This window comes from Xanthomonas sp. (assembly GCF_017163755.1).
Lineage (GTDB): Bacteria > Pseudomonadota > Gammaproteobacteria > Xanthomonadales > Xanthomonadaceae > Xanthomonas_A.
Genome location: NZ_JAFIWC010000012.1, coordinates 1 through 26,519 on the forward strand (window position 1 = coordinate 1; position 26,519 = coordinate 26,519).

Below are 26,519 nucleotides of genomic sequence, written 5' to 3' on the forward strand. Positions count from 1 at the left end.
GCTCAACGCCATCGCGCGTGATCGAGCGCCTTATGCCCCTCCTGGGATCGCTCCTGCATGACAGTTGACTCCTACAGAAGGCAGACTTCTGGCTAGCCGAAGGCACTGGCCGTGAAGAAAAACTCCGGGGTCAAGCCATCGAATCCGGCGCCGCGCGGCAGCGTACGGCAAAAAGCGCGGCGAAACGAACTCGCCGCACGTCAACGCGGCGACTTGTGCTGCGCCGCCGCCAGCGCTACAGCACCCGCCACGTCCCCGGTGCCAGCCCGTCCAGCCGGTGCGCGCCGACCGCCACCCGCACCAGGCGCAAGGTCGGCAGACCGACCGCGGCGGTCATGCGCCGCACCTGGCGGTTGCGGCCCTCGCGCAGCACGATCTGCAGCCACGCGTCGGGCACCGTCTTGCGGAAACGCACCGGCGGATCGCGCGGCCACAACGCCGGCGCCGCCTCCAGCACATCCGCCTGGGCCGGCGCGGTGGGGCCGTCGTTCAACACCACGCCGTCGCGCAGGCGCTGCAGTTGCCCGGGCTGCGGCATGCCTTCCACCTGCACCCAATAGGTCTTGGGCTGCTTGTGCCGCGGGTCGGTCAGGCGGTGCGCCAGCGTGCCGTCGTCGGTCAGCAGCAGCAGGCCCTCGCTGTCGTAGTCCAGCCGCCCCGCCGCGTACATGTCGGCGGGCAGCCCGAATCCGGCCAGCGTGCGCCGTGGCGGCTGGCTGCGGTCGGTGAACTGGCACAGCACATTGAACGGCTTGTTGAACGCGATCAGCATGTGCAGCGCTATGGGCAGGCGGTAGGCGCGAAGGAATCGCGACGCAGGCAGCGCCGCGCGCGGGACCATTCTCCCACGCGCGATCGCCGCGCCGCTGGTGTCGCTTACGGCTTGACGAACTTCAACGTCATCCGGTCGCTCTCGCCGATCGCCTTGTACTTGGCCTCGTCGGCGGCGTCGTGGCTGTTGCTCGGCGGCAGCGTCCACACCCCGCCCGGATAATCCTTGGTGTCGCGCGGATTGGCGTTGACCTCGCTCTTGCCGGCCAGCTTGAAGCCGGCGGCCTCGGCCATCGCGATCACCTGCGCCTGACCCACGTAGCCGCTCTTGTCGTCGGCCGGCACGTCGGCCTTGGCGCGGTGTTCGACCACGCCGAGCACGCCGCCGGGCTTGAGCACCTGGTAGAAGCCCTTGAACATGCCCTCGGCCTGGCCGGACATGCGCCAGTTGTGCACGTTGCGGAAGGTCAGCACCAGGTCGGCCGACGCGGCCGGCCCGAACACCGGCGCGGTGGGCGCGTAGCCGACCAGCTTGGCCTTGCCGTACTGCGCCGGCGCGGCGGCGAACTTCTGCTCCAGCGTCGTGCGCGCCTTCTGCTGGTAGTCGCGGCCGCGGCCTTCAGGCACCGCCGCCGGATCCACCACCGCGGCCACGTACTGGCCACGCTCGCGCAGGTACGGCGCCAGGATCTCCGAGTACCAGCCACCGCCGGGCGTGATCTCGATCACTGTGTGGGTGGGCTTGATGCCGAAGAACGCCAGCGTCTGCCCGGGATGCCGGTAGGCGTCGCGTGCCACGTAGGCGCGGTCGCGCCAGCTGCCGTCGATCGCGGCCTGAAGCGCCGGATCCGGCGCCGGCAGGCTGGCGCTGTCGGCGGGCTTGATCGCCTGCGCCGGCGGGATCGCCAGCGTCGCGGCAATGGCGAGGGTACAAGCGCAGGCAAGGGTGGTTCGAAGGCTCATGGCGTACGTCCGGTTTCGATGTGAGGCGAGCCTAGCATGCATGGCTGCGCACCCGAACGTTGCCGTCGCGTTAGCGCGAATCACGCAAACGGAACGCTGTTTTCGCCACCATCGCCCCGATACCGAAACCCCGGGCGACTATCCTGTCGCCCTTCCCCACAGCGGAGCGTTCCCCATGCTGCACACGCGCGAACTCGGCCGTTCCGGCCTGCACGCGGCGCCGCTCGCCTTCGGCGGCAACGTGTTCGGCTGGAGCGTCGACGCCAAGACCTCCTTCGCCTTGCTCGACGCCTTCGTCGACGCGGGCTTCAACCTGATCGACACCGCCGATGCGTATGCGGCGTGGGTTCCCGGCAACCGCGGCGGCGAGTCGGAAACCCTCATCGGCCAGTGGCTCAAGCGCAGCGGCAAGCGCGACAAGGTGTTGATCGCGACCAAGGTCGGCAAGTGGGCCGAACGCCCGGGCCTGTCCGCCGACAACATCGCCGCGGCGGTGGAAGAATCGCTGCAACGCCTGCAGACCGACGTGATCGATCTGTACCAGGCGCACGAGGACGACGAGTCGGTGCCGTTGGAAGCCTCGCTGGCCGCGTTCGGGCGGTTGATCGAACAGGGCAAGGTGCGCGCGATCGGCGCCTCCAACTACAGCGCCGAACGCCTCGCCGAGGCGCTGAAGGTGTCGGCGCAGTACGGGTTGCCGCGCTACGAGACCTTGCAGCCCGAATACAACCTGTACGACCGCAGCGGCTACGAAGCCGGCCTGGAACCGCTGGTGCGCGAGCAGGGCCTGGGCACGATCTGCTACTACGCGCTGGCCCGCGGCTTCCTCAGCGGCAAGTACCGCAGCCCCGCCGACGCCGCCAAGAGCCAGGCGCGCGGCGACAGCGTCATCGCGCGCTATCTCAACCCGCGCGGACTGCGCATCCTCGCCGCGCTCGACGACATCGCCGGCAAGCATTCGGCCACGCCGACCCAGGTGGCGCTGGCATGGCTGATCGCGCGTCCCGGTATCGCCGCGCCGATCGCCAGCGCGACCAGCATCGAGCAGTTGCAGCAGCTGCTGGCGGCCGCCCGCCTGGCGCTGTCGGCCGACGACGCCGCGCAATTGGATGCCGCCAGCAAGGAGACCCCATGAGTTCCGTTCCCCACACCACCCGCGTGGTCCTCGCCTCGCGCCCGACCGGGGCGCCGACCGCGCAGAATTTCCGTATCGAACAGGCGCCGCTGGCCGCGCCCGGCCCCGGCCAGGTGCTGTTGCGCAACCGCTGGCTGTCGCTGGATCCGTACATGCGCGGGCGCATGAGCGATGAGCCCTCCTACGCGTCGCCGGTGCAGCTGGGCGAGGTGATGGTCGGCAGCACCGTCGCCGAGGTGCTGGAATCGCATCACGCGGACCTCAAGCCCGGCGATTTGGTGTTGGTGCAAAGCGGCGGCTGGCAGACGCATGTCGTGGCCGATGGCGCCGATCTGCGGCGCAAGCTCGATCCGCAGTCGCCGCTGCCGCCGAGCACCGCGCTCGGCGTCTACGGCATGCCCGGTTTCACCGCCTATGCCGGCCTGCACGAGATCGGCAAGCCGCAGAGCGGCGAAACCGTGGCGGTCGCCGCCGCCACCGGCCCGGTCGGCGCCAGCGTGGCGCAGATCGCCAGGTTGCGCGGCGCCAGGGTGATCGCCATTGCCGGCGGCGCCGACAAATGCCGCTACCTGCGCGAGGAACTGGGCGTGGACGTGGCGCTGGACCATCGCGCCGCGGACTTCGCCGAGCAACTGCGCGGCGCCGCGCAAGACGGTATCGACGTCTATTTCGAGAACGTCGGCGGGCATGTGTTCGATGCGGTACTGCCGCTGCTCAACGATTTCGCGCGGGTGCCGGTGTGCGGCACCATCGCCACCTACAACAAGAGAGGCGAACTGCCGCCGGGGCCGGACCGCCTGCCGGCGCTGCTGAACCAGGTGCTGCGCCAGCGGCTGACCTTGCGCGGCTTCATCGTCAGCGACTTCGTCAAGCTGTACCCGGAGTTCCTGCGCGAAATGGGCGCATGGCTGGCCGACGGCCGCGTGCGCTACCGCGAGCATGTCGTGCACGGACTGGAGAACGCGCCGCAGGCCTTCATCGACATGCTCGACGGCGGCAACTTCGGCAAGCTGGTGGTGCAGCTGGACTGAGAACGGCGGCGCGGGCGGTTTTCAAGGACGCGGCGCCGGCGGCGGCGTCCACCGCGCGCCCGCCCTCTGGCAACCTATCGGCCCCACCTCTGCGAACCGGCGACACATGAAAGACCTGGCGGACGAGCGCCCCGAATTGGCCCAAGAAATAATGGCCCTCATGGCGTCGGGCAACGAACTGGACGAGCGCAAGGAAGACGGGGCCAGGGCCATGTACCAGAAGGCATGGGACCTGCTGCCCGAGCCGAAGCTCGGATGGACGCCGTTGTCGGCATGGGTCGCGGGCTCTTTTTTCCAGTTGCACTTCGACGCCGGCGACTTCGAGGCGGCCAGACACTGGGCGCAGAAGACCCTGGAGGGCCGGGAATCGGATATCGACACCGGCCCCTTGCTCAATCTCGGAATGGCGTGCTTCGAACTGGGAGAAACTGCCCAGGCGTACGAGTGTTTCGACCAGGCCCACCGCTTCGGCAAGGCGCGCGCCTTCCAGGGACGGCCCAAGAAGTACCTGACGTTCTATCTGGATAAGAGCTAGCCGCGCTTCGGCGGGCCAGGCGTGCGCCTCGAATTACCTGGGCATGACTGCGGCCCGCATGACCGCGACGTCTTTGAGAGCGGCTTCGGTCATGGCGCTGTCCGGCAAGGCATCCGGCGCGCCCATCATCGGCACACCGGCGCCCCCCGCACTCATTGCAGCAGGAAGCGCAGCAACGCGTCGTTGAATGCATGCGGCGACTCGATATTGCACAGGTGGCGTCCGTGGACCTGCGCGAGCTGCCCGCGCAGCGCCTGCGCGGCGATCGCCTGCAGCTCGGCGGGCGGGCATACCGGGTCCTCGTGCCCGGCGATGGCCAGCAGCGGGGTGACGATCGCGCCGAGCGTGTCGCGGAAATCGGCGGCGGCCACCGCCTGGCAGCAGGCCACGTAGGCGCGCGGATCGGTAGCCAGGAAGCGCGCCATCATCGCGTCCACCAGCGCCGGCTGTTTCGCCGCGAAGTCCGCGTTGAACCAGCGCTCACGGGTGCCCGCGCACAGCGTCGCCAGGCCGTCGGCCTGCACCTGCGCGATGCGCGCCTGCCAGCTGTCCGCGGTGCCGATCTTGGCCGCGGTAGCGCATACGCTCAGCGTGTGCAGCCGCGACGCGGCATGCGCGCCCAGCCATTGCCCGGTCAGGCCGCCGATCGACAGGCCGCAGAAGTGGGTGCGCTCGATCGACAGCGCGTCCAGCAGCGCCAGCACGTCGCCGGCGAGCGCGGCGATCGTGTACGGGCCGGCAACGGCGGCGGACGCGCCATGGCCGCGGCGGTCGTAGCGCAGTATCCGGTAGTACGGCGCGAAGGTGGCGATCTGCGCATCCCACATGTGCAGGTCGGTGGCCAGCGAATTGCAGAAGGTCAGCCATGGGCGGCCTTCGGTGCCGTCGACGCGGTAGTGCAGGCGGTGCGTGGGGAGTTCGAGATAGGGCATGGCGATGGCCGACAGGGAAAAGGCGTGCGAACGTTGGCTGCACTCGAAGTCTAGCGCTCTTGTCGCAACGCCACTTGCTACCGGGCGCGCAGCAGGACGCATGCCGCGCCGGAGGTCGCCGAACGCGCCACCTACTGCTGCAGGGCCAGCACGAGGCACAGGAAAGCGCGCACGTTGGACGGCAGTGCGCGCGAGAGAAATGATCCGGCGCCGCGATGCGCGACCCCGGTGCGACGCGTGCGTTCGGCAGGGTATCGCCGCCTGCGCCGTCGGCGTTAGCATGCGTGCATCCCGATCGTCGTCCGCGCGCCGTGCCTCCCATCCGCCACGTCCTGTTCGTGTGTGCCCGCAACCGGCTGCGCAGTCCCACCGCCGAGCAGGTGTTCGCCGATTGGCCGGGCATCGAGACCGCCTCGGCCGGCGTCCACGCCGACGCCGACACGCCGGTGACGCCCGAACTGCTCGCCTGGGCCGACCTGGTGCTGGTGATGGAACCAGGCATCGCCGCAAGCTGACTGCGGAGTTCAAGCGCCACCTGGGCGGCAAGCGCGTGGCATGCCTGGACATTCCCGACGATTACGCCTTTATGGCGCCGGCGCTGGTGGAGCGCCTGCTGCGCGCGGTTCCGTCGCATCTGCCACGGCGTTGAGCGTCGTTCGGTTGCGTTGCGCGAATGCAGTGCCGACGCGACGCCGAGATAATCGGAAAATACTTTTTTGAAAAAACCCTTGCGCAATGAAAACAACGCAGGTAATGTGCGCGCCCATCAGCCGGCACATCCGGCTCCAGCACGCGACCAGACCATGAATATCCGCCTCTTCAACGCCCATCTGCCCAGCCTGCCGCGCGAATCGCGCGCAGCGGCGATGCGCGCGCTGCGCGGCAAGGCGCTGCGGCTGGACCCCACCATCTGATCGACTGATCTTCCGCTACGGAGATCGGTCACGCCGATCTCCGAGGAACGCGAACGCCCTCGGACACCACGCCGGGGGCGTTTTGCTTTGCGCGTTCGCAACGTGTTTGGTCGACCCAACCCCAGGCACCCGGGCATGGAATGCCCGGAAACAGGGAAGTTTCGCTAGCCAGGCGCGCAAGCGCTGCGTCCAGGTGCCGGACGCGGGCGGCGGGGAAAGGATCGATGCAGGAATTGCCGCTTCGACAGAGGCGTCAATCGGGAAACGATACTTAATGGTCGCTAGCGGTACGGGATGATATTCCCGTCCGGTGCGCACGGCACTGCCGTCGCGTATGCCTGTGGCCGGGACGTGCCGTTTCCAGCAGACGTTAGCTCAGAGGTAGAGCGGTGGTTAATCCACTGGTCGCCGGTTCGACTCCGGCACGTCGCTTTTGGATAGCTCAACTGGATAGAGCATCGGAAACTTAATCCGACGTTGCGGGTTCGATTCCCGCTCCGAAAAACATGACCTTTCACGTCATGCGCACTACCGGGCGCAAGCCCAGCAAGCCGCGCCGTGCGGGACAGGCCGCGCGCACCGCCCCGGGCGTTGCGCATCGCATGTACCGCAGCGCCGCTGCCGCCGCCACGCCGCCCTGGACGTGCGTGCCCGCGCCGACGATCGCATCGCAATGCACCGCGATGCCGCGTCCGCACTGGCCTTGCGCACCGACAGCGCACGTCGGCCGCGGTAGCGACGTCAGGCGCGCGCTTGCGTTCCTTCCCGCGTTGCGTGCGGCGCCTGGCGCCGCACGAGACCCGGCGGCGCCGATGGCGTCGCACCGTTGCGTCCTCGCGCTCGTCGGTCCGGCGCGCTGGCGTCGTTCACAGGACCGGATCACCAGAGCCACACACAAGGAGAACGTGCCATGTTCTGGACCAAGCGGGTCGTGATCGGCGATAGCGAGCGCGGCCTGGTGTATCGCAACCGGCGTTTCGAGCGCGTGCTCGCGCCCGGCGTCTACCGTCTGTTCGATCCGTCGCAGCGCGTGGAGGTGAAGACCTTCGATATCGCCGGGCCGGAGTACGCCGGCCACGATGTCGACGCGCTGATCGCGCGCCTGGGCGCACAGTTGCACGAGGTGTTCGTGCTGGCCGATCTGGGCAGCGACGAGGTGGGCCTGGTGTTCAAGCAAGGCAAGCTCGAGGACGTGCTGCCGCCCGGTACCCGCCGGCTGTACTGGCGCGGGCTGATCGCGGTGGAGGTGATGCGCGTGCCGCTGGGCGAGAGCCTGGCGGTGCCGCCGGATGTCGCGCAGCGCCTGCGCCAGCTCGGCGTGCTGTCGCGCTTTGCGGCCGCGCTGGAGGTTCCGGCCGAGTCGGCGGGACTGGTGTTCGTCGATGGGCGGCTGCAGCAGACCCTGCGCCCCGGCCACTACGCGTTCTGGAACTTCCGCAAGAACATCGTCGCGGAGGTGATCGAGCTGCGTATCCAGTCGGTGGAAGTGTCGGGACAGGAGCTGCTGACCCGCGACAAGGTCAGCCTGCGCGTCAACCTGGCCGCGAGCATGCGCGTCGCCGACCCGGTCGCGGCACGGACGCGGGTGGCCAAGTACGGCGACCAGCTGTACCGCGAGCTGCAGTACGGTTTGCGCCGTGCGGTCTCAGCCAAGACACTGGACGAGCTGCTCGGCGACAAGGCCTCGCTGGACGCGGACATCTTCGGCTACGTGCGCGGGCAGGTCGCCGGCTTCGGCATCGAGGTGCTGGGCGTGGGCGTCAAGGACGTGATCCTGCCCGGCGAGATGAAGGAGATCCTCAACGCGGTGGTGCAGGCGGAGAAGTCGGCGCAGGCCAACGTGATCCGCCGCCGCGAGGAGGCCAACGCCACGCGTTCGCTGCTCAATACCGCCAAGCTGATCGAGGACAACCCGGTGCTGATGCGGCTCAAGGAGCTGGAGGCGCTGGAGAAGGTCACCGAGAAGATCGACAAGCTCACCGTGTTCGGCGGCCTGGATGGCGTGCTGAAGCAGTTGGTGACGATGAAGTGATACCGCCTGCGCGGCAAAGGAAGCGCCGCGCAGGCCCCGAAGGAACGAAGACATGACGACTCAGAACTACGAATTGCTGCATGCCGAAGGCAGCGCCACGCCGATCAAGGGCTGGGTGCACGGCGTGCCGCTGGAGGCGCAGGCCCACGAACAGCTGCGCAACATCGCCTCGGTCCCGTTCGTGGGACCGTGGGTGGCGGTGATGCCCGACGTGCACCTGGGCAAGGGCGCGACGGTGGGCTCGGTGATCCCGACCCGCGGCGCGATCATCCCGGCGGCGGTGGGCGTGGACATCGGCTGCGGCATGGCCGCGGTGCGCACCACGCTGCGCGCGTCCGACCTGCCCGACAACCTGGCCCAGCTGCGTTCGGGCATCGAGCGCAGCGTGCCGGTGGGCAACGGCCGCGGCGGCGAGCACCGCAAGCTGCCGGACAGCATCGCCACGCGCATCGCGCAGTCGGGGCTGGTGGAGCGCCTGGACACGATCAAGGCCAGGCACCGCCGCATCCGCACCGACAAGCTGGACTGCCAGATCGGCACGCTCGGCGGCGGCAACCACTTCATCGAGATCTGCCTGGACGAGACCGGTGCGGTGTGGGTGATGCTGCACAGCGGCTCGCGCGGCACCGGCAACCTGATCGGCACCTACTTCATCGAACGCGCGCGCGAGCAGTTGGCGCACCGCGTGCTCGGCTTCCACCTGCCGGACAAGGACCTGGCGTTCTTCATGGAAGGCGAGCCGCTGTTCGACGACTACGTCGAGGCGGTGTCCTGGGCGCAGGACTACGCGCGCGCGAACCGCGAGGCGATGATGGCGCGGGTGCTGGCGGAGATGCGCCACCGCCTGCCCAAGTTCCAGTTGGAGAAGCTCGCGGTGAACTGCCACCACAACTACGTGCAAAAGGAAACGCACGCCGGCGAGGAACTGTTGGTGACCCGCAAGGGCGCGGTCAGCGCCCGCGCCGGCGAACTGGGCATCATTCCCGGCAGCATGGGCACGCGCAGCTACATCGTGCGCGGGCTGGGCAATGCCGAGAGCTTCCACAGCTGCAGCCACGGTGCCGGCCGGGTGATGAGCCGCACCGCGGCACGCCAGCAGATCACCCTGGCCCAGCACCGCGAGGCCACCGCGCACGTGGAATGCCGCAAGGACGCGGCGGTGATCGACGAGTCGCCGGCGGCGTACAAGTCGATCGACGCGGTGATGGCCGCGCAGCGCGACCTGGTGGAAGTGGTGCACACGCTGCGCCAGGTGGTGTGCGTGAAGGGCTGAGGCCGCCGCGAGGCTTGCGGCGGCGCCGGCAGGCGCAGGCCGTCCGTTCGCGGACGGCCTTTTTTTTAACCACCGCTCGCGCTATCCGGCTCGCTGTCTTCGGCGATCAGCGCATGATGCAGGCCGATGCCGGCGAGCACGCCGTCGGCCGAGGCCAGGGTGGCGTTGCCGAACATGCGCGCGGCATCGCCTGCCGCGTACACCCGCCGCAGGCTGGTCGCCTTCTTCTCGTCCACGCGCAGATACGGCCCGAGCGGGCCGTCGTCGAAGGCGCAGCCCAGGCGCTCGGCCAGCGGCGTGGCCATGGCCATCGGTGCGGACAGGAACAGCGCCTGGATCGCCACGCGTTCGCCATCGGCCACGCGCATGCCGTCGATCGCGGTGCCCTCGCCTTCCAGCGCGACCGCCTGGCGCGTCTCCACCTGCACGCCGCGCCTGGCCAGCCTGGCCATCAGCGCGGCATCGTCCAGCGGCATGCCCTGCGCGAACAGCGTCACCTGGCCCCAGTCGGCCAGCATCAGCGCCTGCTCCGCCGAGCCCGTGGTGCCGTTGCCGAGCACGCCGATGCGCGCCTGCCTGCCGAGCTCGTAGCCATGGCAGTACGGGCAGTGCATCACCGTATGTCCCCAGCGCGGCGCCACGCCCGGCAGGTCCGGCAACTGGTCAGCGACGCCGGTCGCCAGCACCATGCCGCGCGTGCGCGCATGCCGGCCATCGGCCAGCACCACGTCCCAGCCGTCCGCCAGCGGCTTGGCGTCTTCGACCTGGCCGTCCCACCAGCTGACGGTGGGATAGGCCAGCACCTGCGCCTTGGCCTGGGCCAGCACCGCGCTGCCCGGCATCCCGTCCAGCGCCAGCAGGCCATGGGAATGCGCGGCGCTGCGGTTGCGCGGCAGGCCGGCATCGATCACCAGCACGCGGCGGTGCCCGCGCGCCAGCATCGTCGCGGCCGACAGGCCGGCGAAACTGCCACCGACGACGACGGCGTCATGCTGCATGGGTCTTCTCCTGTCCGAGTTTGCGTTGCACGCGCTGGCCCAGCTTGCGCAGCGTCAGTGCCTGAAGTTGCGTGACCAGCGCCGCCTGCGCCTGCCGGTAGCCGTCGTCCAGCGCGTCGTTGACCGCGCGCTCGATCGCGCAGCCCGGATGCGCGCCGCGCACGCCGTGGCCGAGCAACAGCGGTTCGCCCAAGGCGACGTACACGTCGTACAGGCTGATCGCGTCCGCCGCGCGCGCCAGCTGCCAGCCGCCGCCGTGGCCGCGCGTGGACTCGACCAGTTGCGCTTCGCGCAGCCGCGCCAACAACCGCCGCACCACCACCGCGTGACTGTGCAGGCAGGCGGCCATCTGCTCGGAGGTCATCGGCTCGCCGTGCTGCGCCAGGTGGACCAGCACGTGCAGCACGTCGGACAGCTGCGTGTTTCTTTTCATGTAACGATCATAGTTACATTATCTGGGCGATGTCCAGCCCTGCGGAATTCAGCTGCATGAGCGACTCGCGTGGCTGCACCGAGCATGCGCCGGCGAGGAAGCTCGTCGTCGAATGCAGCCTATCGGCAGGGCCGTCGGCGTTGCGTGCATGAGCGCCGGCGCTGCGCGCCCGATCCGGCGGCGGGCCTTCGCGACGTCGGACAGCCGCGCAACCGGCAATGCCGACATGGCCTCCGTGGATCCCGCATGTTCCGCGGCGGGCCGCTGCGCCGCCTGCGCGTTCCCGCCGCTACGCCGCGAACGGCGTCGGGCCCAGCGCGTCGGCCAGGTGGTCCAGGAACGAGGCGATGCGCGCCGAGACCGCGGTATTGCGGTAATAGACGCCATGAATCGGCTGGCGCACGTCCAGCGTGTGCTTCGGCAACAACGGGACCAGGCGGCCCTGGCGGCGGTCGGCGACGGTCATGAAGTCGGACAGGCAGACGATGCCTTCGCCGGCCAGCGCGAGCTGGCGCAGGGTTTCGCCGCTGGAGCAGGCGATGGCCGGACGGATGTGCAGCGTGTCGCCGTCGCTGCCATGCAGCGGCCATTGGTTGAGCGACTCGGGCTGGGTGAAACCGAGCAGGGTGTGCCGCGCCAGCTCGTCCACCTGCCTCGGGGTGCCGTGCCTGGCCAGATAGTCGGAACTGGCGAGCACGCGCAGGCGGCTGTGGCCCAGCGCACGGGCGTGCAGGCTGGAGTCGCGCAGCGCGCCGATGCGGATCGCCAGGTCGGTGCGGCGCTCGATCAGGTCGATGATGCCGTCGTTGCTCGCCAGTTCCAGCTCCACTTCCGGGTAGCGGGCGCGATAGCCGGCCACCTGCGGCACGACGACGTGCAGCATGAACGGCGTGGCGGCATCCACGCGCAGCCGCCCGGCCGGGCGCTGCCGGCGCGCGACCATCTGCTCCTCGGCCTGCTCCACCGCCGCGACGATCTCGCGCGCGCGCTGCAGGAACGCCTGCCCTTCCTCGGTCAGGGCCAGGCGCCGGGTGGTCCGGCGCAGCAGCGTGGTCTGCAGTTTCTGTTCCAGCCGTCCGAGCGCGCGGCTCACCCCGGACACGGTCTGGCCCAGCGCCTCGGCGGCGGCGGTGATCGAGCGGGTGTCGACCACGGCGATGAAGGCCTGCAGTTCGTCGAGCGTCGTCTTCATGGCTGCGCGGGATGGGAGCGGTGCGTCGATTATTGACCAGAAAGCGAAAGTCATTGGCCGATGACCGGGTTTTTCCGCAAGGATCGCTCGCCCACACTGCGCGCCTTCCCACCCCAGGACGCCTCCATGTCCCGTTCCCTGCCTCCCGCTCTGCTGGCGCTGACCCTGGGCGCCTTCGCCATCGGCACCACCGAGTTCGTCATCGTCGGCCTGGTGCCAACCATCGCCGCCGACCTGGGCGTCAGCCTGCCGTCGGCCGGCCTGCTGGTCAGCCTGTATGCGTTGGGCGTGGCGATCGGCGCGCCGGTGCTGACCGCGCTGACCGGCCGCGTGCCGCGCAAGACGCTGCTGGTGGCGCTGATGGCGCTGTTCACCGTCGGCAACCTGGTCGCCTACCTGGCCCCGGGCTACGCCGCGCTGGTGCTGGCGCGGGTGCTCACCGGCCTGGCGCACGGCGTGTTCTTCTCGATCGGCTCGATCATCGCCACCAATGTGGTGCCGAAGGACAAGGCCGCCAGCGCGATCGCGGTCATGTTCACCGGGCTGACCGTGGCCCTGGTCACCGGCGTGCCGCTGGGCACCTTCATCGGCCAGCATTTCGGCTGGCACGCCACGTTCCTGGCGGTCGCCGCGCTGGGCGTGCTGGCGCTGCTGGGCAGCATCGCGTTCGTGCCGCGCGCCGTGCACCACAGCGCGCCGGCCACGCTGCGCCAGCAGCTGCAGGTGCTTGCGCAGCCGCGCCTGCTGCTGGTCTACGCGATGACCGCGGTCGGCTACGGCGGCTCGTTCACCGCCTTCACCTATCTGGCGCCGATCCTGCAGGACATCAGCGGGTTCAGCGCCGGCGCGGTCGGCGGGGTGATGCTGCTGTACGGCGTGTCGGTGGCCGCCGGCAACCTGTGGGGCGGGCGCCTGGCCGACCGCCGCGGCCCGATCGCCGCGCTGAAGCTGATCTTCGCGTTGCTGGCGCTGGTGCTGCTGGCGCTCACCTTCACCGCCGGCGATCGCGTGCTGGTGCTGGCCACGGTCCTGGCCTGGGGCGCGGTCGCGTTCGGCAACGTGCCGGGGCTGCAGGTGTACGTGGTCAAGCAGGCGCAGCGCTTCGTGCCGCGCGCCACCGACGTGGCCTCGGGCCTGAACATCGCCGCGTTCAATGTCGGCATCGCCGGCGGCGCCTGGCTCGGCGGCGTGATCGTCGAGCGCATCGGCCTGATCCATACGCCGTGGATCGGCGCGCTCGTGGTCGCGGTCGCGCTGACCGCGTTGAGCGGCTGGCTGGACCGCCGCGATGCGCGCCGCGATGCGTCCGTTGCCGCCGCGCCGGTCGTACGCTGACAGCGGCGTCCTCTTTTCCCCCTGCAAGGAGTCATCCCATGAGCATTCCCGCATTCGGCCTGGGCACGTTCCGGCTCAAGGACCAGGTCGTCATCGACTCGGTGCGCAACGCGCTGGAACTGGGCTATCGCGCCGTCGACACCGCGCAGGTCTACGGCAACGAGGCCGAGGTCGGACAGGCCATCGCCGAGGCCGGCGTGCCGCGCGAACAGCTGTTCGTCACCACCAAGGTGTGGACCGACAACCTCTCCCGCCACGCGCTGCTGCCCAGCCTGCGCCAGAGCCTGGACAAGCTGCGCAGCGACTGCGTGGACCTGGCCCTGATCCACTGGCCCTCGCCACACGACGCGGTGCCGATGGCCGAGTACCTGCACGCGCTGGCCGAGGCCAAGGCGCAGGGGCTGACCCGGCAGATCGGCCTGTCCAACTTCACCATCGACCTGACCCGGCAGGCGATCGAGCTGCTCGGCGCCGACGCCATCGCCACCAACCAGATCGAAGTGCATCCGTATCTGCAGAACCGCGCGCTGGTCGGGTTCCTGCAGGCGCAGGGCATCCATGTCACCTCGTACATGACGCTGGCCTACGGCAAGGTGCTCAAGGATCCGCTGATCGTCGCGGTCGCCGCGCGCCACCAGGCCACGCCGGCGCAGGTCGCGCTGGCCTGGGCGTTGCAGCAGGGCTACGCGGTGATTCCCTCGTCGACCAGGCGCGAGAACCTGGCCAGCAACCTGCTGGCGCAGACGCTGCGGCTGGACGCGCAGGACATGGCCCAGATCGCCACGCTCGACCGTGGCGAACGCCTCGCCAATCCGGGCGGCATCGCGCCGGCGTGGGACTGATCCGGCGCGCTTCGCGCCGGGTCGTGCCGGCGTCGCATGTGCGATCGGCATGGCGGCGCCCGTGGCGATGCGGCAACGCGCATCGCCGCGGCCACGGCTCGCGGGCGTGTAAGCGTTTACGCGTCTACCGGATCGTCCATGCACGTCCCTGATCGGTTCAGCGCCCGCCTCGCCGCTCGATGCGTTTCGCTGACGCAGCCGGAAATATCCGCTAGGATCGGATCGACAGGGGGGTTGGCTTCGCGAGGAGACCTACCCATGCAGACCGCTTCCGCTCTTGCTCGTCCTGTTGTCGATCTGGATGCCGAGATGGCCTACTGGCAGGATGCACACGCCAACGGACGGCTCGGCCGCTTCGGCTTCTCCGATTATTCGATGCTGCTGAAGATGGGCTACGACGTCTATCTGGCCTATCCGCGCGCCACCGAGGCGCAGCTGTACCGCGTGCTGCAGGACTCCTATCACCAGCTGGCGCCGTCGCTGTCGGTGCCCTGGGACGAGGCGCGCTGGCTGGTGCGCCATGCGTGGCATCACCTGGAGCAGTCCACGCGCAGCCACTAGGGGTTTTTTGTTCGGCGAAACGGACGCTGCTGCAGGGCGACTTCGGTCGCGACGGCCTTGCCGGCATCGCCTGTCGCGACTGAAGTCGCTCCTGCACCCGTCGGCCGAATCGGACGCCTGAAGCTGGCGATGCCCGAAGCTGGCAGAGAAGGACGCTCGACAGCTCAGCGCGACGTCGGCGCGTCGGAGGTACGCTCCTTGGCTTCGATGCGTCCGTGGAATTCCTTCGAGCCCTTGCCCGGCGAGGTCGCCGCATCGCCCTGCGTGGTCTTGAGCCGCTGCTTGCGCTGCTCGACCACGTTCTTGGCCAACGCCACGCGCCGCCCCACCACCATCTCGGTCAGCCAGTCGATCAGGTAGCGGGTGTATTCGAGCTGGTGCTCCTTCTGCGTCAGCGCGTGGTCGGCGCCCTTGATCAGCCGCGAGGTCAGCGAGCGCGCGTTGACGAAGGCCGAAGCGTAGTTCTGCGTCACCTGGTGCGGCACGATCACGTCCTGCTCGGCCTCGACCAGCAGCACGTCGCCGCGGAACCGCGCGCAGGCGGCCAGCGCGACGTTGTCGCCGGGCTCGACCACGCGGTGCCGGTACGGCATCAGGTCCGGATCGCGGTTCAGCGCCACCTTCGGGCCATCCCAATGCGCGTCCTTGTACAGCGCCGGCGAGCGCAGCGCGAGCCACTCCACCGGACGCTCCAGCGTCAGCAGCGATGCCAGGTAGCCGCCGTAGCTCAGCCCGACCACCGCGATCGATTCCGGATCCACGTGCGGCGAGGCGGCGAGCCGGTCGTAGGCCGCCTTGATGTCGGCCAGGTTCTGCGCGCGGGTGACCGTCTCGCGCATCGAGGCCAGGCCCTCGTGGCCGCGCAGATCGAAGGTCAGGCACACGCAGCCCAGGCCGACCGCCTCGCGCGCGCGCACCAGGTTGTGGTGCTGGTTGCCACCCCAGCCGTGCACGAACAGCACGCCCGGCATGCCATTGGTCGGAGTGAGCAGGGTGCCGCTGAGCTCGTCGTTGTCGACGGCGATTTCGATGCTGGAAAGTTTCGCTTCCATCCTTATCCGGTACCTAGCACCTGCCGGTACTTGAGCAGATGGCCCGCCCGCGCGTCTTCGCCACGGTAGTAGACCTGCGCATCGGCCGGGGCGGGCCTGTCGTCGTGGAACTCGCGCGTGCACGCGGCGACCGTTCGCAGTGCGGGATCGCGCAGGAATGCCTCGACCGCGGCGAGCTCGGCCGGCGTGGCGCCGCCGATCCGCCAGGACTGCTCCAGCACGCCGCTGAGCCGGATGCCGTCGCGGTCGAAGCCCTCGATCACGTCGTAGTTGCGCCGCGATGCATAGAAATCAGGATAGGCGCGCGAGATGAATTGATCGTATACGCGCGCCTTGGTCACCGCTTGGCGGTGATCCGGGGCCAGTTCGCCGGCCAGCAGATCGTCCAGCGTGCCGCGGATCACGAACAGGTTCGAGCCGCCATAGGCCTGCCGGCCATCGCGGTCGCGCGTGGTGGTCTGGGTGCCGTAGTAGGCGATGGTGAGTCCGGCGCAATCGACCTGGCCGACGCTGAAGGTGACCGGCCGCTCCAAGTGCCGCTCCAGCACCACGCCGTGCTGCGCCAGATAGTCCGGGCCCAATGCGTCCAGCGCTTCGTACAGGGCCTTGCCGTCGTCCAGCAGGCGCTGGCCCATGCCGCCGACGCCGGTGGGCAGCTTCAAGCGTACCTGGCCGCCCACGCACAGGCGCGCATACGCCTGCAGCGCGTCTTCGCGCGCGAACGCGGCATAGCCCGGCACGGTGGCATCCACCAGCGCGCCGCCGAGCGCGTGCTGCCATCCCTGCGGCGCGGCGGCATGCGCATCGACCAGCGGATGGGTGATCACCTTGGTCGCCACGAACGCGTACGGCACCACGCCGCCGAGCAGGTCGCAGGCGCCGCGCAGGCCCAGCCGCGCCGCCTGCGCGGCGGTGAGGGTGTCGTCGGGCACGTAGAAGCCGCGGTCGCCGTCGGCCGCGTCGCGCTCGAACGGCAACTGCATCAGCCGGGCGACCTCGCGGGTCAGCCAGGCATAGGTCGCGGCTTCGTGGCCGTCGTCGGGATGTTCGCGTATCGCATGGCGGAGGACTTGGTCGTGTACGGCAGAAACAGCCATGCGCGGCACTCCGCGGGTGGACGTGAACAGGAGCATCAAGCGCGATACCAGCCATACAGGGCCAGCAGCAGCGCGAGCAGCAGCACCAGCAGCAATGCCAGCAGTGCCTGCCCGATGCGGCTCTCGCGCAGCCGCTGCCACCATGCGCCGGCCTCGGACAGGCCTGCGGGCGCTTGCGGGGGGGCTCGCGGCGGACGGCGCGGGGGAGTGACCATGCCCACAGGCTGTCCGGGCGCGCGTTTTGCTGCGGTGAACAATATGTCGGCAACTCGTCATCCACGCGCGGCATGAAGACGATGTGTGACCGGCGCCGCAACGATGGTTCCCGCTGCGCGCGTTGCCTTGCGCGTCGCGCTAGGCGCTGAGCCAGCGCCCGGCGGTCTGCCGCTCGATCTGGTGCTTGCCCGCCAGCGTGTGCATGCCGTGCAGGGTCGCGCGGATCGCATCGGCGTAACCGCTGCGCCACAGGTTGGCGCGCGACTCGCGCGACGGCGCATTGCCCAGGACGATCGCGAACGCCTGCAGCCGCTGATCGGCCAGCGTGGCGCGGTCCAGGAACGGCTGTTCCGGCGCGATCACATCCACCGGCGCCAGCCAGGCATCGGCGACCAGTTCCGCCACGCCCACGCGGTGCGACAGCTGGTGCATCCCGGTCAGGGTCTCGTGCAGCATCTCCAGGTACGCCCACTGCCACAGCGCGACCTTCAGCTGCAGGTCGTCCTGATCCAATGCGCGGAGGGCGCCATCGACCTGTTCTATGCGTAAATCGTCCATCGCCAGCGCTCCACGACGCATCACAGGATGGGGCCATTCTGCCCGCAAATGATGATGGCATTGTGAGCCGCGGCCGACCGCGTGTCCCAGGCGTGATCCAGTTCGCGCCAGTGCGATGGCCTGGTCCGCCACCGTGGATGGGCGAGACGTGCAGAGCCAGCGCGGCTCCCCCAAACGCGGCGTCCGGTCCCGGCGCTGCCGGCTGCGCCCGGCTCCCCTGCCTGCGCGCGCCGGGTACCACGACACCGCGCTGACATCGCCTGGCTAGCATGTGCGCCAGCGCGGCCGCCAAGACGGCCTGCATCCATCGCCACGCGAGGAGACGTCGCATGCACGTACAGACCTGGCTGCTGCCGCCGCACGATTGGGTGCCCAACCATCCGCGCCTTCCGGTGCTGGCGTACCGCGCGGTCGCGCTCGGCGGCGACGACAAGGCCGCCGCGTTCGAGCGCGCCTTCGCCGCCAACGGCTGGCCCCCGCAATGGCGCGACGGCATCTACGACTATCACCACTACCATTCCAGCGCCCACGAGGCGCTCGGGATCGCCTGCGGCACCGCGACGCTGGTCCTTGGCGGACCGGACGGCGTGCGCACCACGGTGACGGCCGGCGATGCGCTGCTGTTGCCGGCCGGCACCGGGCATTGCTGCGTGGAGGCCAGCGACGACTTCCTGGTGGTCGGCGCCTACCCTGCCGGGCAGGACTGGGACATCTGCAAGCAGGCGCCAAGCGAAGCGATGCTGCGGCGTATCGCGCAGCTGCCGTTCCCGGACAGCGACCCGCTGGGCGGCGCGCAGGGGCCGTTGCTGGAGCATTGGCGCGCGCAGTAGCGCACGCACGGCCAAGCGCCTGTCCGCGGGTTGCCGCGGGCCGGCTCCTGCCGACGGCGGCAGCCGCCGCCAGGACGGGTTGCAGCGCGCGGCCCGGTTCGCGGCGTGCCGGCATCCGTCGCATGGCGATCGCGGTACCAGCCCCGGCATGCCGGGAAATCAGGTGCGTGCGGCGCCGAATCGCCGGCGAGCCGTCCGCGGGCACCAATTCGGTGCGTTGCGTCCATGCGCGCACGGACTGCAGCGGCGCAGGCATGACTTCCCGCACCCTGACTTACCGCAGGCGACGGCTCCGTCCCCAGCGCCGATGCTGCATGCAGGCCATCCAGGAACCGCCGTCATGCGTCCGCTGCTTCGCGCCTGCACATTCTCCCTCGCCATCTGCGCCACGACCGCCGTCGCCGGCCCGCAGCTGTCCTCGCAGCAATGCGGTTTCTCCACCCCGTACGACGTACGCGTCGACCGCGACGGCGTCCTGCTGCGGCAGGCCGACGGCGAGCCGTCCAGCGTGCTGATCCATGACGGCGCCTTGCAGGTGGACGGCGCCGCGCAACGGCTCACCGCGGCCGATGCCCAGCGCCTGCGCCGCATCGAACAGGGCGCGCTGGCGGCGATGCCCGAGGTGGCCGGCATCGCCCGCGAGGCCGTGGGCATCACCTTCGACGCGTTCAGCGGCGTGGTGGAGGCGATCACCGGCAGCCGCAGCAAGGCGCGCAAGATGGACCGCCACCGCGATGCGGCGCTGGCCCACCTGGACCGCACGCTGGGCAAGGGGCTGTGGCAGCAGGAGCTGTTCGACGAACGGTTCGAAGCCGAGGTGAGCGCGGCGGCCGAGGAGATGGCCGGCACGCTGACCCGCGGTGTGGTCTGGGCGATGTTCACCGGCGGCACCGACGCCATCGACCGGCGCACCGAGGCGATGGAGAAGGACATGGACCGGCGCATGGAGGCGCGCGGCAAGGCGCTGGAAGCCCGTGCCGACGCCCTGTGCGACAGGATCGCCGCGCTGGACGCACTGGAAGAACAGCTCGACTACCGCCTGCCCGACGGCAAGCGCCTGGACCTGCTCGAGCACACCGGCAAGCCGGGCAAGCGTGCCGACACGACCGTCGCCGACGCACACGCTTCGCACAGCCGCTGAATCCGGCGGTACGGGAAGCGCTCGGGACGCGCGCGCCATCAGGAGGCTGTGCGTGCCGCGCCGCGGTACGGCCACCAGCGCTTGCGCTAGCATGGGACGCGTCATTCCCGCGCCCTGCCGGAGGCCTCGATGCGCCGCCCTGTTGCCGCCCTGCTCCTGCTCTTGCTGTGCGCCTGGGCATCCGAACTGCACGCCCAGGCGGCATCGGCCGATCTCGGCCTGTGGCGCCTGTACGACGACACCCTGCGCCGCGCCAAGTACATCGACCTGACCCACGCCTTCGCTCCGGTGCAGCCGGTGTGGCCCGGCTTCGCCGCGGCCCGGTTCAAGCCCGCCGTGGCCGGCAGCGACATCTCCGGCTACGCCAGGCGCGGCGACGAATACAGCTACGACAAGCATGGCTTCGTCGCCACCGCCTACGAGTTGAGCACCGACCAGTACGGCACCCAGCTCGATCCGCCCGCGCACTGGAATCCCAGGGGGGCCACCATCAGCGACCTGCCGGCCACCTACACGCTGCGTCCGCTGGTGGTGATCGACGTCCACGACAAGGTCGCCCGGGATCCTGGCTACCACGCCGGTGTCGCCGACATCGACGCATGGGAAAAGCAGCACGGGCGGATTCCGGCCGGGGCGGTGGTGATGATCCGTACCGACTGGTCCAAGCGCTGGAACGACCCCAAGCGTTTCGTGGAGAAGCCCTTTCCCGGCATCACCCTGGACGCGCTGAAGCTCCTGCACCTGCAACGCCGCATCCTGTTCCACGGCCACGAGCCGCTGGACACCGACGCCACCGCCACCCTGGAAGGCGAACACTGGCTGCTGCACCACAACTTTGCCCAGGCCGAAGGCGTGACCAACCTCGACCAGGTGCCGCCGGCAGGCGCATTGATCGCCATCGGCTACGCCAAGCCCGAAGGCGGCACAGGCGGCTTCGCCCGCTATGTCGCCATCGCGCCGCCCGACTGGCCGCATGGCGTATCGGTGGACCAGGTGCCTGGCGCGCCGCTGCCGGAGCAGCCGTCGGAACTGGCCCGGGACAGCGACGGCGTGATGCGCCCGCGCGGCAAGTGATTGCCTGGTCCGTGACTGATCGTGCGTCAACGGCCTAGATGCGCGCGGCGGAAAAGGACTTCCCTCGCACGTCCTCGCCCCTCAGGGCAGCGACCTCGCACCTGTTTCCCAGACCGCTTCGGCGGGGTCGAACTCGGCCGTCATCATTGTTCCTGCCCTCCAGCCGAACCCGGCAACGGCCAGTGGCCCTTCAAGCAATGGTTCCAGAGCAAAGTTCCTCTCGATGTCGACCTCATTGATCGCCGACGTGACGAATGCCGCCAGCCCCAGCTCTGTCGCGCTCGCGTAAATGGCCTGGGAAATGTGGCCCACATCCAGGACTACAGCGCGATAGGCTTTCGAATGATGCCTGTACTTCCAGAAGCTTCGCGCATAACGAGGTGCGAGTATCAACTGTACAGGCGCGTCCGCGAACCAATGCTGTCCGGCCAGCATCTCCCTGGCGGCCGCAGCAAGTGATCCGTCAGGCGCTGGCATAGGCTCCAAGGCGTGATCTATCGGATGGTAGTGATAGAGACCGGGAGACACGCCCTCCACCCGGTTCACCAGCAGGTAGATCTCGGTGGGATGCAGTCCGCCGCCGGAAGGAACGTTCTTCTTGAGAAACGCCATATCGTCGTGAACGCGCACGATTTCCTGAGCCATCACCACTCGCTGCATCATCCGCGCGAACAACTCCAATCCCAGCGGACGGTCCAGATCGAAATTCCTGCACGTGACCCGCCTCGATAAGAGCTTTTCGTATGCGTCCGGCTCAAGCCTGGGGAGCGGAAGCGACTCCTGACCCTGCGCCAACCTGGATATGGCTTCCGCAGGAGGAACTCCAAGCTTGCTCCGCAGCCCCGCTGCGGTCGCCATCTCGCCAGCCTCCATTGCAGCGACGCTGTCCAAACCGTGCCAACGGCTGAATTTGTGGGCCAGCGCGGCGATAGGCCACCAGTGTGCAGAGCGGTTGCGTTCGTCCTGCTCGCGCATTGCGGCGTGGCCGTCGCCATCGCTGACCAGCAGGCCGTTTATCAACAGGGTTTCTATCAGCTCTGGCGGATATGCCTCCAGCGTACCGCTTTCGATCCATTCTTCAGCGCTCATGCGCCCCAGAAGCTCCCGCTCAGGCTCGGTGACTTCCACTTCTGCATCCAGATGAGGCGCAAGCGCTAGCCAACGGATCTTCCGGCTAATTCCGACTCCCCCTTTGAACAGCGACAGCAGATCGAAATCGGTCGATTCCCTGGGCTCAAAAAATACGATTCCACAGCGACGCACGCGCATTTTTTTCCTTGTTTTCTAGCCCCGGGAGCTACTTCTTGCAGCGCTAAAGAAATGGGCTCGACTGCCGATAGATTCTTGCACTGCATCACAACTAGCATCATGCTAACGCTGCTCCCACCCTTCACTCCGCCAAGAGAATGCACGCGTGACAGACAGTGATGGATCCTCCTCCCCTCCGATCGACCCGGCAATTGCGGCGAAACTGCTTGACCTGCTGAGCTCGGACGATGCCTTTCGTACTGCATTCGAAGCCGATCCGGTGTCGGCGCTGGCCTCGATAGGGCTTGACCTTGGCGGCAAGGAATCAGCCAGATGCATGAAAGTCGAGGTCATGGCATCCAAGGAGGAGCTTCTGGCCTCCAAGGAGCTGCTGCTGAAGCACCTGGTCTCCGGTGCGGCATTTCAGAATCCGCACTGTTTCGAAGCAAACAAGATCGAGGGCCACCTAAAGTCCGGCGGTTGATTGCCCAAGACCATGTTCCAGCCTCTTGATGCGCCGCGAGGAATTTTCGGCATCGGCGACGTTGAGAGGCTGGAATATGAAGCTACCCGCCACTTCCGCGTATGCCAGGCCGCGCGCGCCGGCTATCGCCTTGTCCTGCTCGAGCGCGGCCGATGCGTCGCCCATCCTCGCCAGCGCGTCGCGCATCACCACTCTGGCCTGAAATAGCTCCTGTCCATCCAGTTCCGGCTTGAGTAGCGCGACTGCTTGGTCGGGATGACCTTCGCTCAACAGCTGATTGGCCTGGACGACTATCGCCATCCTGTGCGCCGTGGCATCGCCCGAGTCCGCCGCCAACCTGATCAGTCCCGCGAAATCGGCGGGGAGCTGCTCTCCTCCCGCTCTTTGCATCAAGTAAACCGCGACCAGGGCAAAAGAGACATAGTCCGCTTTGTCACTGCCCGGTCTCAGACGCAGACCCGCAATGAGCTCGCTCGAATAGCTGTACAGCTCGCTCTTCAACTGCGGGCTGGGCATATTCGCCACTCTCATGGACAGCGACATCAGCCTGAAATCATGATGAAGCAACTCGGACTCGCCGGTGACGCGCAGTGCTTCCCTGTCCGCGAGCGAAGCGGCTTTCTGCAGGTCGCCACCCTGCGCGGTAACGGCAACGCTGGTGACGAGATCCGAGGGCCGAAGCGGGCCGGCGTGGCCTATAGTCCTCTGCTCGACCACCCTTTGCGCGGCCGCGAGATCGCCGGATGCGGCTAGGGCGAGTGCACTGCCTATTCCGGCGGCAGATCCGAACTCCCGCTCCGCTTGCCGGAAGTACTCGAGCGATTCCTTCATCCGACCTTGAGCGAGTTCGGCCCTGGCGAGTTGCTCGAGGGCATAGCCTCTCAACGGATTCTGGGTGGCTGTGGCGAGTTTCGAATATTTCGAAGCTTCCGCATAGTCGCCTTTCACCATCGACAGCCAGCCATAGTTGGCCGCACCGGCGTAGTAATCGGGGTAGAGCTGCACCAGCAGCTTCCAGCGCCGCGCGGAATCTTCGGGTTTTGCCGAGAAGTACTGCGCCTTCCATGCCTGCAAGTAGAGCTGGTCCCTTTTGGGCAACCTTTCGATATTGGCCAGCGCCGCGGAAAGATGCCTTTTGGCAGCCTCGGCATCTGCACGGCTTACATAGACCCTCATGATGGCGGCATGAGCCAATGAAAAGTTCTCGTCCAGTTCCAAGGCGCGGGCGAAGTATTCGATCGCCAGGTCGTTTTCCTTCTTCGCATACGCCTCCACGCCAAGCGAATACGCCCTCAGCGCATCGATACTTGATGTGGCCACTTGAGGCAGCGGCTGCGAGCTTTTGGCGATCGAGCCCATCGCCTCGCCCAGTTTGTCTCGAAGCTGCGCCGTCACGTCATCGATGGACGCCAACGCGGAGTCCAGGCCTTTGCCGTCCTTGGATACAACCATGACTGTCGACCCGCTCGAAGGATCGACCACGTCCACACTCACCCTGAGCCGCCCCCCGATTTCCGCGACCGTGGGCAGCAGCACAGCCTTTGCCCCATCCCGCTGCGCTATCTCCGAAGCCACCGTCCGGTCCAGCGAGGTGCTCGCGCCTTGCCGCATCCGCGCCAGCGTATCTCGCACCTTCATGTCGCTCAGCACATTCACGTAGCGCGACTGCTCCAGGCTGATCCGGAACGCCTGCTCCAGCGAATCGTCGAGCAGCGTGTTGCCGGTCAGGTTGCGCAGGTCCCCCACCACCACCCAGTCGCGTTCGGCGAAGGCGATCGCCGGTTGCGGGCGGGTGGCGACCCAGGTGCCGACGGCGACTCCGGCGATCAGCGCCACTTCGGCGGCCAGCGCCGCCGGGCGCCGCCACAGCGGCAGGTCGCGCCAGGCCTTCGGGGTCGGCTTGGGCGCGCGCAGCGGCGTGTTGTCGATCTCGCCGACTTCGTAGATCTCCTGCGCAGTGGGCACGCCCTTGAAGCGCCAGCGCCCGTGCGATTTCCACAGCAGCCGTTCGCCGCGCTCGCCCAGCTCGCGCGCGGCGCGATGGGTCAGCGATTCGGCCACCGCCGACAGCAGGATCTGGCCCGGCCGCGCCAGGCTCATCAACCGCGCCGCCATCGGCTTGGCCAGGCCTTCGACCTCCAGCGGCTTGGCGCCCACCTGCACCGCTTCGTCGCTGTTGCGCCAGGTCAGCACTTCGCCCACGTGCAGCCCGGCGCGCACCTTCAGCTGCAGCTTGCGCGGCGCGGCCAGTTCGTTGAGGCCGCGGCTGTAGTCCAGCGCGAAGCCGAGGCCGTCGATCGGCCGCTCGAACAGCAGCAGCAGGCCGTCGGAGCGGTCGATCAGGCGCCCGCGCCAGCGCTGCTGCAGTTCCAGCACCAGGTGGTCGTGCTGCTTGAACAGCTCGGCCGCGTTCGCATCGCCCAGCCGCTCCACCAGCGCCATCGAGTCGCACAGGTCGGTCAGCAGCAGCGTGCGCAGTTGCGGGGCGTCGGGCTGCGGCGGGTGGGCGTCGTTCATGGGCAGCTCGATGCTCGTAAGTGTGGCTCAGCGCGAGCCGGGGGCGACGTCGTGCCAGTACAGCCGGTTGCCGCCCAGGCGCTTGGCCTCGTACAGCGCGGCGTCGGCGTTGGCGTACCAGTCGTTCCAGTCCGAATGCGGATCGACCAGGCTCACGCCGATGCTGACCGGGCAGATGTGCGGCAGCGGGTGCGGGACGCCGAGCAGGTTCTGCACGGTGGCGATCACGAATTCGCCGATGCGGCGCAGGTCCTGCTCGTTGCCGGCGGCGACCAGCAGGCAGAACTCGTCCCCGCCCAGGCGGCAGGCGATGTCGTCGACGCTGGCGACCGAGCGCAGGATGTTGGCCACGTTCTGCAGCACGCGGTCGCCGACCAGGTGGCCGTGCTCGTCGTTGATGCGCTTGAAGCGGTCGCAGTCGATCAGCAACAGGCCGGGACCGGGCGAGCGGCCGTCGCGGCGGCATTCCTGCAGGCGCAGGATCAGGCCGCGGCGGTTGTGCAGGCCGGTCAGCTCGTCGGTGCGCACCAGTTCTTCGGTCTGGCTGAGCTGGTGGGTGGTGGCGTAGAGATTGTCCAGCGCCGCTTCCAGGTCGTGGTTGCGGCGGCGCAGCTGGCGGATCAGGGTCTGTTCGTTCATCACCACGCGCATGATCGTGCGGCGCAGGAAGTAGGCGACCAGGCCGGGGTCGCGTTCGACCAGGCGCTGGAAGTCGTCGTGGTCCAGTTCGACCAGCGCGCCGTCGCTGGCGGCGATCGCGTCGGCGCTGCGCATGTGGCTGCCGATCAGCAGGCCAAGCTCGCCGAAGAATTCGCCGTGCCCAAGATGCTTGACCACCAGGTCCTCTCCGAAATCCAGGTCGATCACGCCGCTGGTGATCACGAACATCGCACTGCCGCCGTCGCCGCGCCGGAACAGCACCTCGCCGGCGCGCACCGCGCGCGGGCGGCCGAACTCGGAGAACAAGCGCAGTTCGGCCGCGGTCAGCACCGCCAGCTCGTTGGTCTTGGGCGCTACCGCGGGAAAGATCGAAGTTGTGTCGCGCATATTCGGCGCGGCGCTGTCGCAGGTCATCCGGTGCCCCACTACTACTCGAGCATCACAGTGCCGGAGTTAGGCCGGCAGCATAGCACCTGAATAATCCGTTCACCGAGACATCACAACCAATCTCGGTCATAAATGAGACAACCTGTCGAATCGGCCCGCAGCGCGAAGCGCCGACCCGCATCGGACCTTTGCCTACCGTTGCCGGGTCGGTCCGCCTGGATCCGGTAAGCAGCAAGCAACTCCACCCGACGTCCACGCTCGCCGGCACGAAAAAGGGCCCGGGACGAACCCGGGCCCCGCCCCCTCCC

The 26,519-nt window shown here is 68.5% G+C and carries 26 protein-coding genes, 1 tRNA gene and 1 pseudogene; 15 read left to right on the forward strand and 13 right to left on the reverse strand.

From position 1 onward, the window contains the following. Positions 1-235 precede the first annotated feature (235 nt). Together JR065_RS09540 and JR065_RS09545 are read right to left on the reverse strand one after the other, a co-directional pair. Complete coding sequence (locus JR065_RS09540) at positions 236-772, reverse strand: pseudouridine synthase (RefSeq protein WP_206233856.1); 537 nt, start codon at positions 770-772, stop codon at positions 236-238. Between the two features lie 104 nt (positions 773-876). Continuing rightward, positions 877-1,734, reverse strand: a complete 858-nt coding sequence (locus JR065_RS09545; protein ID WP_206233857.1) for a class I SAM-dependent methyltransferase — start codon at positions 1,732-1,734, stop codon at positions 877-879. A 175-nt stretch (positions 1,735-1,909) separates the two neighbouring features. Here JR065_RS09545 and JR065_RS09550 point away from each other — a divergent pair, with 175 nt between their 5' ends. The 3 genes from JR065_RS09550 (at position 1,910) to JR065_RS09560 (ending at position 4,435) form a co-directional block, all read left to right on the forward strand. Then, positions 1,910-2,869 carry an aldo/keto reductase gene (locus JR065_RS09550; protein WP_206233858.1) on the forward strand — a complete coding sequence of 320 codons (960 nt, stop codon included), beginning with the start codon at positions 1,910-1,912 and terminating at the stop codon, positions 2,867-2,869. Next, positions 2,866-3,900, forward strand: coding sequence for an NADP-dependent oxidoreductase (locus tag JR065_RS09555; RefSeq protein WP_206233859.1), 1,035 nt, complete (start codon positions 2,866-2,868; stop codon positions 3,898-3,900). Before JR065_RS09550 ends, JR065_RS09555 begins: the two co-directional genes overlap by 4 nt. Before the next feature lie 106 nt (positions 3,901-4,006). Continuing rightward, a complete protein-coding gene (locus tag JR065_RS09560; RefSeq protein WP_206233860.1) occupies positions 4,007-4,435 on the forward strand; it encodes a hypothetical protein in 429 nt (142 codons plus the stop codon). 152 nt (positions 4,436-4,587) lie between these two features. Here the strand turns inward: JR065_RS09560 and pcaD are convergent, their stop codons facing one another. Further along, entirely contained in the window at positions 4,588-5,367 is a 780-nt protein-coding gene (gene pcaD / locus JR065_RS09565; RefSeq protein ID WP_206233861.1) for a 3-oxoadipate enol-lactonase, read from the reverse strand. Positions 5,368-5,687: 320 nt separating this feature from the next. On the opposite strand from pcaD, the pseudogene JR065_RS09570 reads away from it, so the two are divergent. From JR065_RS09570 to JR065_RS09590, 5 genes and pseudogenes are all read left to right on the forward strand, one after another. Continuing rightward, a pseudogene (locus JR065_RS09570) lies at positions 5,688-6,016 on the forward strand (low molecular weight protein tyrosine phosphatase family protein). Positions 6,017-6,083: 67 nt separating this feature from the next. Then, positions 6,084-6,281 carry a hypothetical protein gene (locus JR065_RS09575; protein ID WP_206233862.1) on the forward strand — a complete coding sequence of 66 codons (198 nt, stop codon included), beginning with the start codon at positions 6,084-6,086 and terminating at the stop codon, positions 6,279-6,281. A gap of 431 nt (positions 6,282-6,712) precedes the next feature. Further along, positions 6,713-6,785 (forward strand) — tRNA-Lys (locus JR065_RS09580). A 406-nt stretch (positions 6,786-7,191) separates the two neighbouring features. Then, entirely contained in the window at positions 7,192-8,313 is a 1,122-nt protein-coding gene (locus JR065_RS09585) for a slipin family protein (protein ID WP_206233864.1), read from the forward strand. Between the two features lie 52 nt (positions 8,314-8,365). Continuing rightward, positions 8,366-9,586: an RtcB family protein gene (locus tag JR065_RS09590; protein WP_206233865.1), complete on the forward strand. Its 1,221-nt coding sequence runs from the start codon at positions 8,366-8,368 to the stop codon at positions 9,584-9,586. 65 nt (positions 9,587-9,651) lie between these two features. On the opposite strand, the gene JR065_RS09595 is transcribed toward JR065_RS09590, so the two are convergent. From JR065_RS09595 to JR065_RS09605, 3 genes are all read right to left on the reverse strand, one after another. Then, the gene (locus JR065_RS09595; protein ID WP_206233866.1) at positions 9,652-10,584 is read right to left on the reverse strand and encodes an NAD(P)/FAD-dependent oxidoreductase; all 933 of its coding nucleotides are present in this window, start codon (positions 10,582-10,584) and stop codon (positions 9,652-9,654) included. After that, complete coding sequence (locus JR065_RS09600) at positions 10,574-11,017, reverse strand: Rrf2 family transcriptional regulator (RefSeq protein WP_206233868.1); 444 nt, start codon at positions 11,015-11,017, stop codon at positions 10,574-10,576. The genes JR065_RS09595 and JR065_RS09600 overlap by 11 nt, the downstream gene beginning before the upstream one ends. 289 nt (positions 11,018-11,306) lie before the next feature. Further along, complete coding sequence (locus JR065_RS09605; RefSeq protein WP_206233869.1) at positions 11,307-12,209, reverse strand: LysR family transcriptional regulator; 903 nt, start codon at positions 12,207-12,209, stop codon at positions 11,307-11,309. Positions 12,210-12,335: 126 nt separating this feature from the next. Between JR065_RS09605 and JR065_RS09610 the strand changes: the two genes are divergently transcribed. The 3 genes from JR065_RS09610 to JR065_RS09620 all read left to right on the forward strand — a co-directional run bounded on the left by JR065_RS09610 (position 12,336) and on the right by JR065_RS09620 (position 14,947). Next, positions 12,336-13,544 (forward strand): MFS transporter, encoded by a 1,209-nt coding sequence (locus JR065_RS09610; protein WP_206233870.1) that lies wholly within the window; start codon positions 12,336-12,338, stop codon positions 13,542-13,544. A gap of 38 nt (positions 13,545-13,582) precedes the next feature. After that, entirely contained in the window at positions 13,583-14,386 is an 804-nt protein-coding gene (gene dkgB, locus JR065_RS09615) for a 2,5-didehydrogluconate reductase DkgB (protein WP_206233871.1), read from the forward strand. 258 nt (positions 14,387-14,644) lie between these two features. Beyond that, a complete protein-coding gene (locus tag JR065_RS09620; protein ID WP_206233873.1) occupies positions 14,645-14,947 on the forward strand; it encodes a hypothetical protein in 303 nt (100 codons plus the stop codon). Positions 14,948-15,111: 164 nt separating this feature from the next. Here the strand turns inward: JR065_RS09620 and JR065_RS09625 are convergent, their stop codons facing one another. The 4 genes from JR065_RS09625 to JR065_RS09640 all read right to left on the reverse strand — a co-directional run bounded on the left by JR065_RS09625 (position 15,112) and on the right by JR065_RS09640 (position 17,870). Beyond that, entirely contained in the window at positions 15,112-15,999 is an 888-nt protein-coding gene (locus JR065_RS09625) for an alpha/beta hydrolase family protein (protein ID WP_206233874.1), read from the reverse strand. A gap of 2 nt (positions 16,000-16,001) precedes the next feature. Next, complete coding sequence (locus JR065_RS09630; protein WP_206233875.1) at positions 16,002-17,096, reverse strand: DUF3182 family protein; 1,095 nt, start codon at positions 17,094-17,096, stop codon at positions 16,002-16,004. Positions 17,097-17,131: 35 nt separating this feature from the next. Then, positions 17,132-17,311 carry a hypothetical protein gene (locus JR065_RS09635; protein ID WP_206233876.1) on the reverse strand — a complete coding sequence of 60 codons (180 nt, stop codon included), beginning with the start codon at positions 17,309-17,311 and terminating at the stop codon, positions 17,132-17,134. A 139-nt stretch (positions 17,312-17,450) separates the two neighbouring features. Continuing rightward, positions 17,451-17,870, reverse strand: coding sequence for a hypothetical protein (locus JR065_RS09640; protein WP_206233877.1), 420 nt, complete (start codon positions 17,868-17,870; stop codon positions 17,451-17,453). A 329-nt stretch (positions 17,871-18,199) separates the two neighbouring features. Between JR065_RS09640 and JR065_RS09645 the strand changes: the two genes are divergently transcribed. From JR065_RS09645 to JR065_RS09655, 3 genes are all read left to right on the forward strand, one after another. Beyond that, on the forward strand, positions 18,200-18,700 hold the full coding sequence (locus tag JR065_RS09645) for a cupin (protein WP_206233878.1): 501 nt from the start codon (positions 18,200-18,202) through the stop codon (positions 18,698-18,700). 340 nt (positions 18,701-19,040) lie between these two features. After that, on the forward strand, positions 19,041-19,841 hold the full coding sequence (locus tag JR065_RS09650) for a DUF2884 family protein (RefSeq protein WP_206233879.1): 801 nt from the start codon (positions 19,041-19,043) through the stop codon (positions 19,839-19,841). Between the two features lie 129 nt (positions 19,842-19,970). After that, positions 19,971-20,915, forward strand: coding sequence for a cyclase family protein (locus JR065_RS09655; RefSeq protein WP_206233880.1), 945 nt, complete (start codon positions 19,971-19,973; stop codon positions 20,913-20,915). Positions 20,916-20,996: 81 nt separating this feature from the next. Here JR065_RS09655 and JR065_RS09660 read toward each other — a convergent pair whose 3' ends face one another. Then, on the reverse strand, positions 20,997-22,184 hold the full coding sequence (locus JR065_RS09660; protein ID WP_206233881.1) for a putative peptide maturation dehydrogenase: 1,188 nt from the start codon (positions 22,182-22,184) through the stop codon (positions 20,997-20,999). A gap of 145 nt (positions 22,185-22,329) precedes the next feature. Here JR065_RS09660 and JR065_RS09665 point away from each other — a divergent pair, with 145 nt between their 5' ends. Then, a complete protein-coding gene (locus tag JR065_RS09665) occupies positions 22,330-22,647 on the forward strand; it encodes an NHLP-related RiPP peptide (protein WP_206233882.1) in 318 nt (105 codons plus the stop codon). Here the strand turns inward: JR065_RS09665 and JR065_RS09670 are convergent. Then, positions 22,630-25,164: a putative peptide modification system cyclase gene (locus JR065_RS09670; RefSeq protein ID WP_206233884.1), complete on the reverse strand. Its 2,535-nt coding sequence runs from the start codon at positions 25,162-25,164 to the stop codon at positions 22,630-22,632. The genes JR065_RS09665 and JR065_RS09670 overlap by 18 nt on opposite strands. A 27-nt stretch (positions 25,165-25,191) precedes the next feature. Continuing rightward, positions 25,192-26,238, reverse strand: a complete 1,047-nt coding sequence (locus tag JR065_RS09675; RefSeq protein WP_206233885.1) for a GGDEF domain-containing protein — start codon at positions 26,236-26,238, stop codon at positions 25,192-25,194. Between the last annotated feature and the right edge of the window lie 281 nt (positions 26,239-26,519).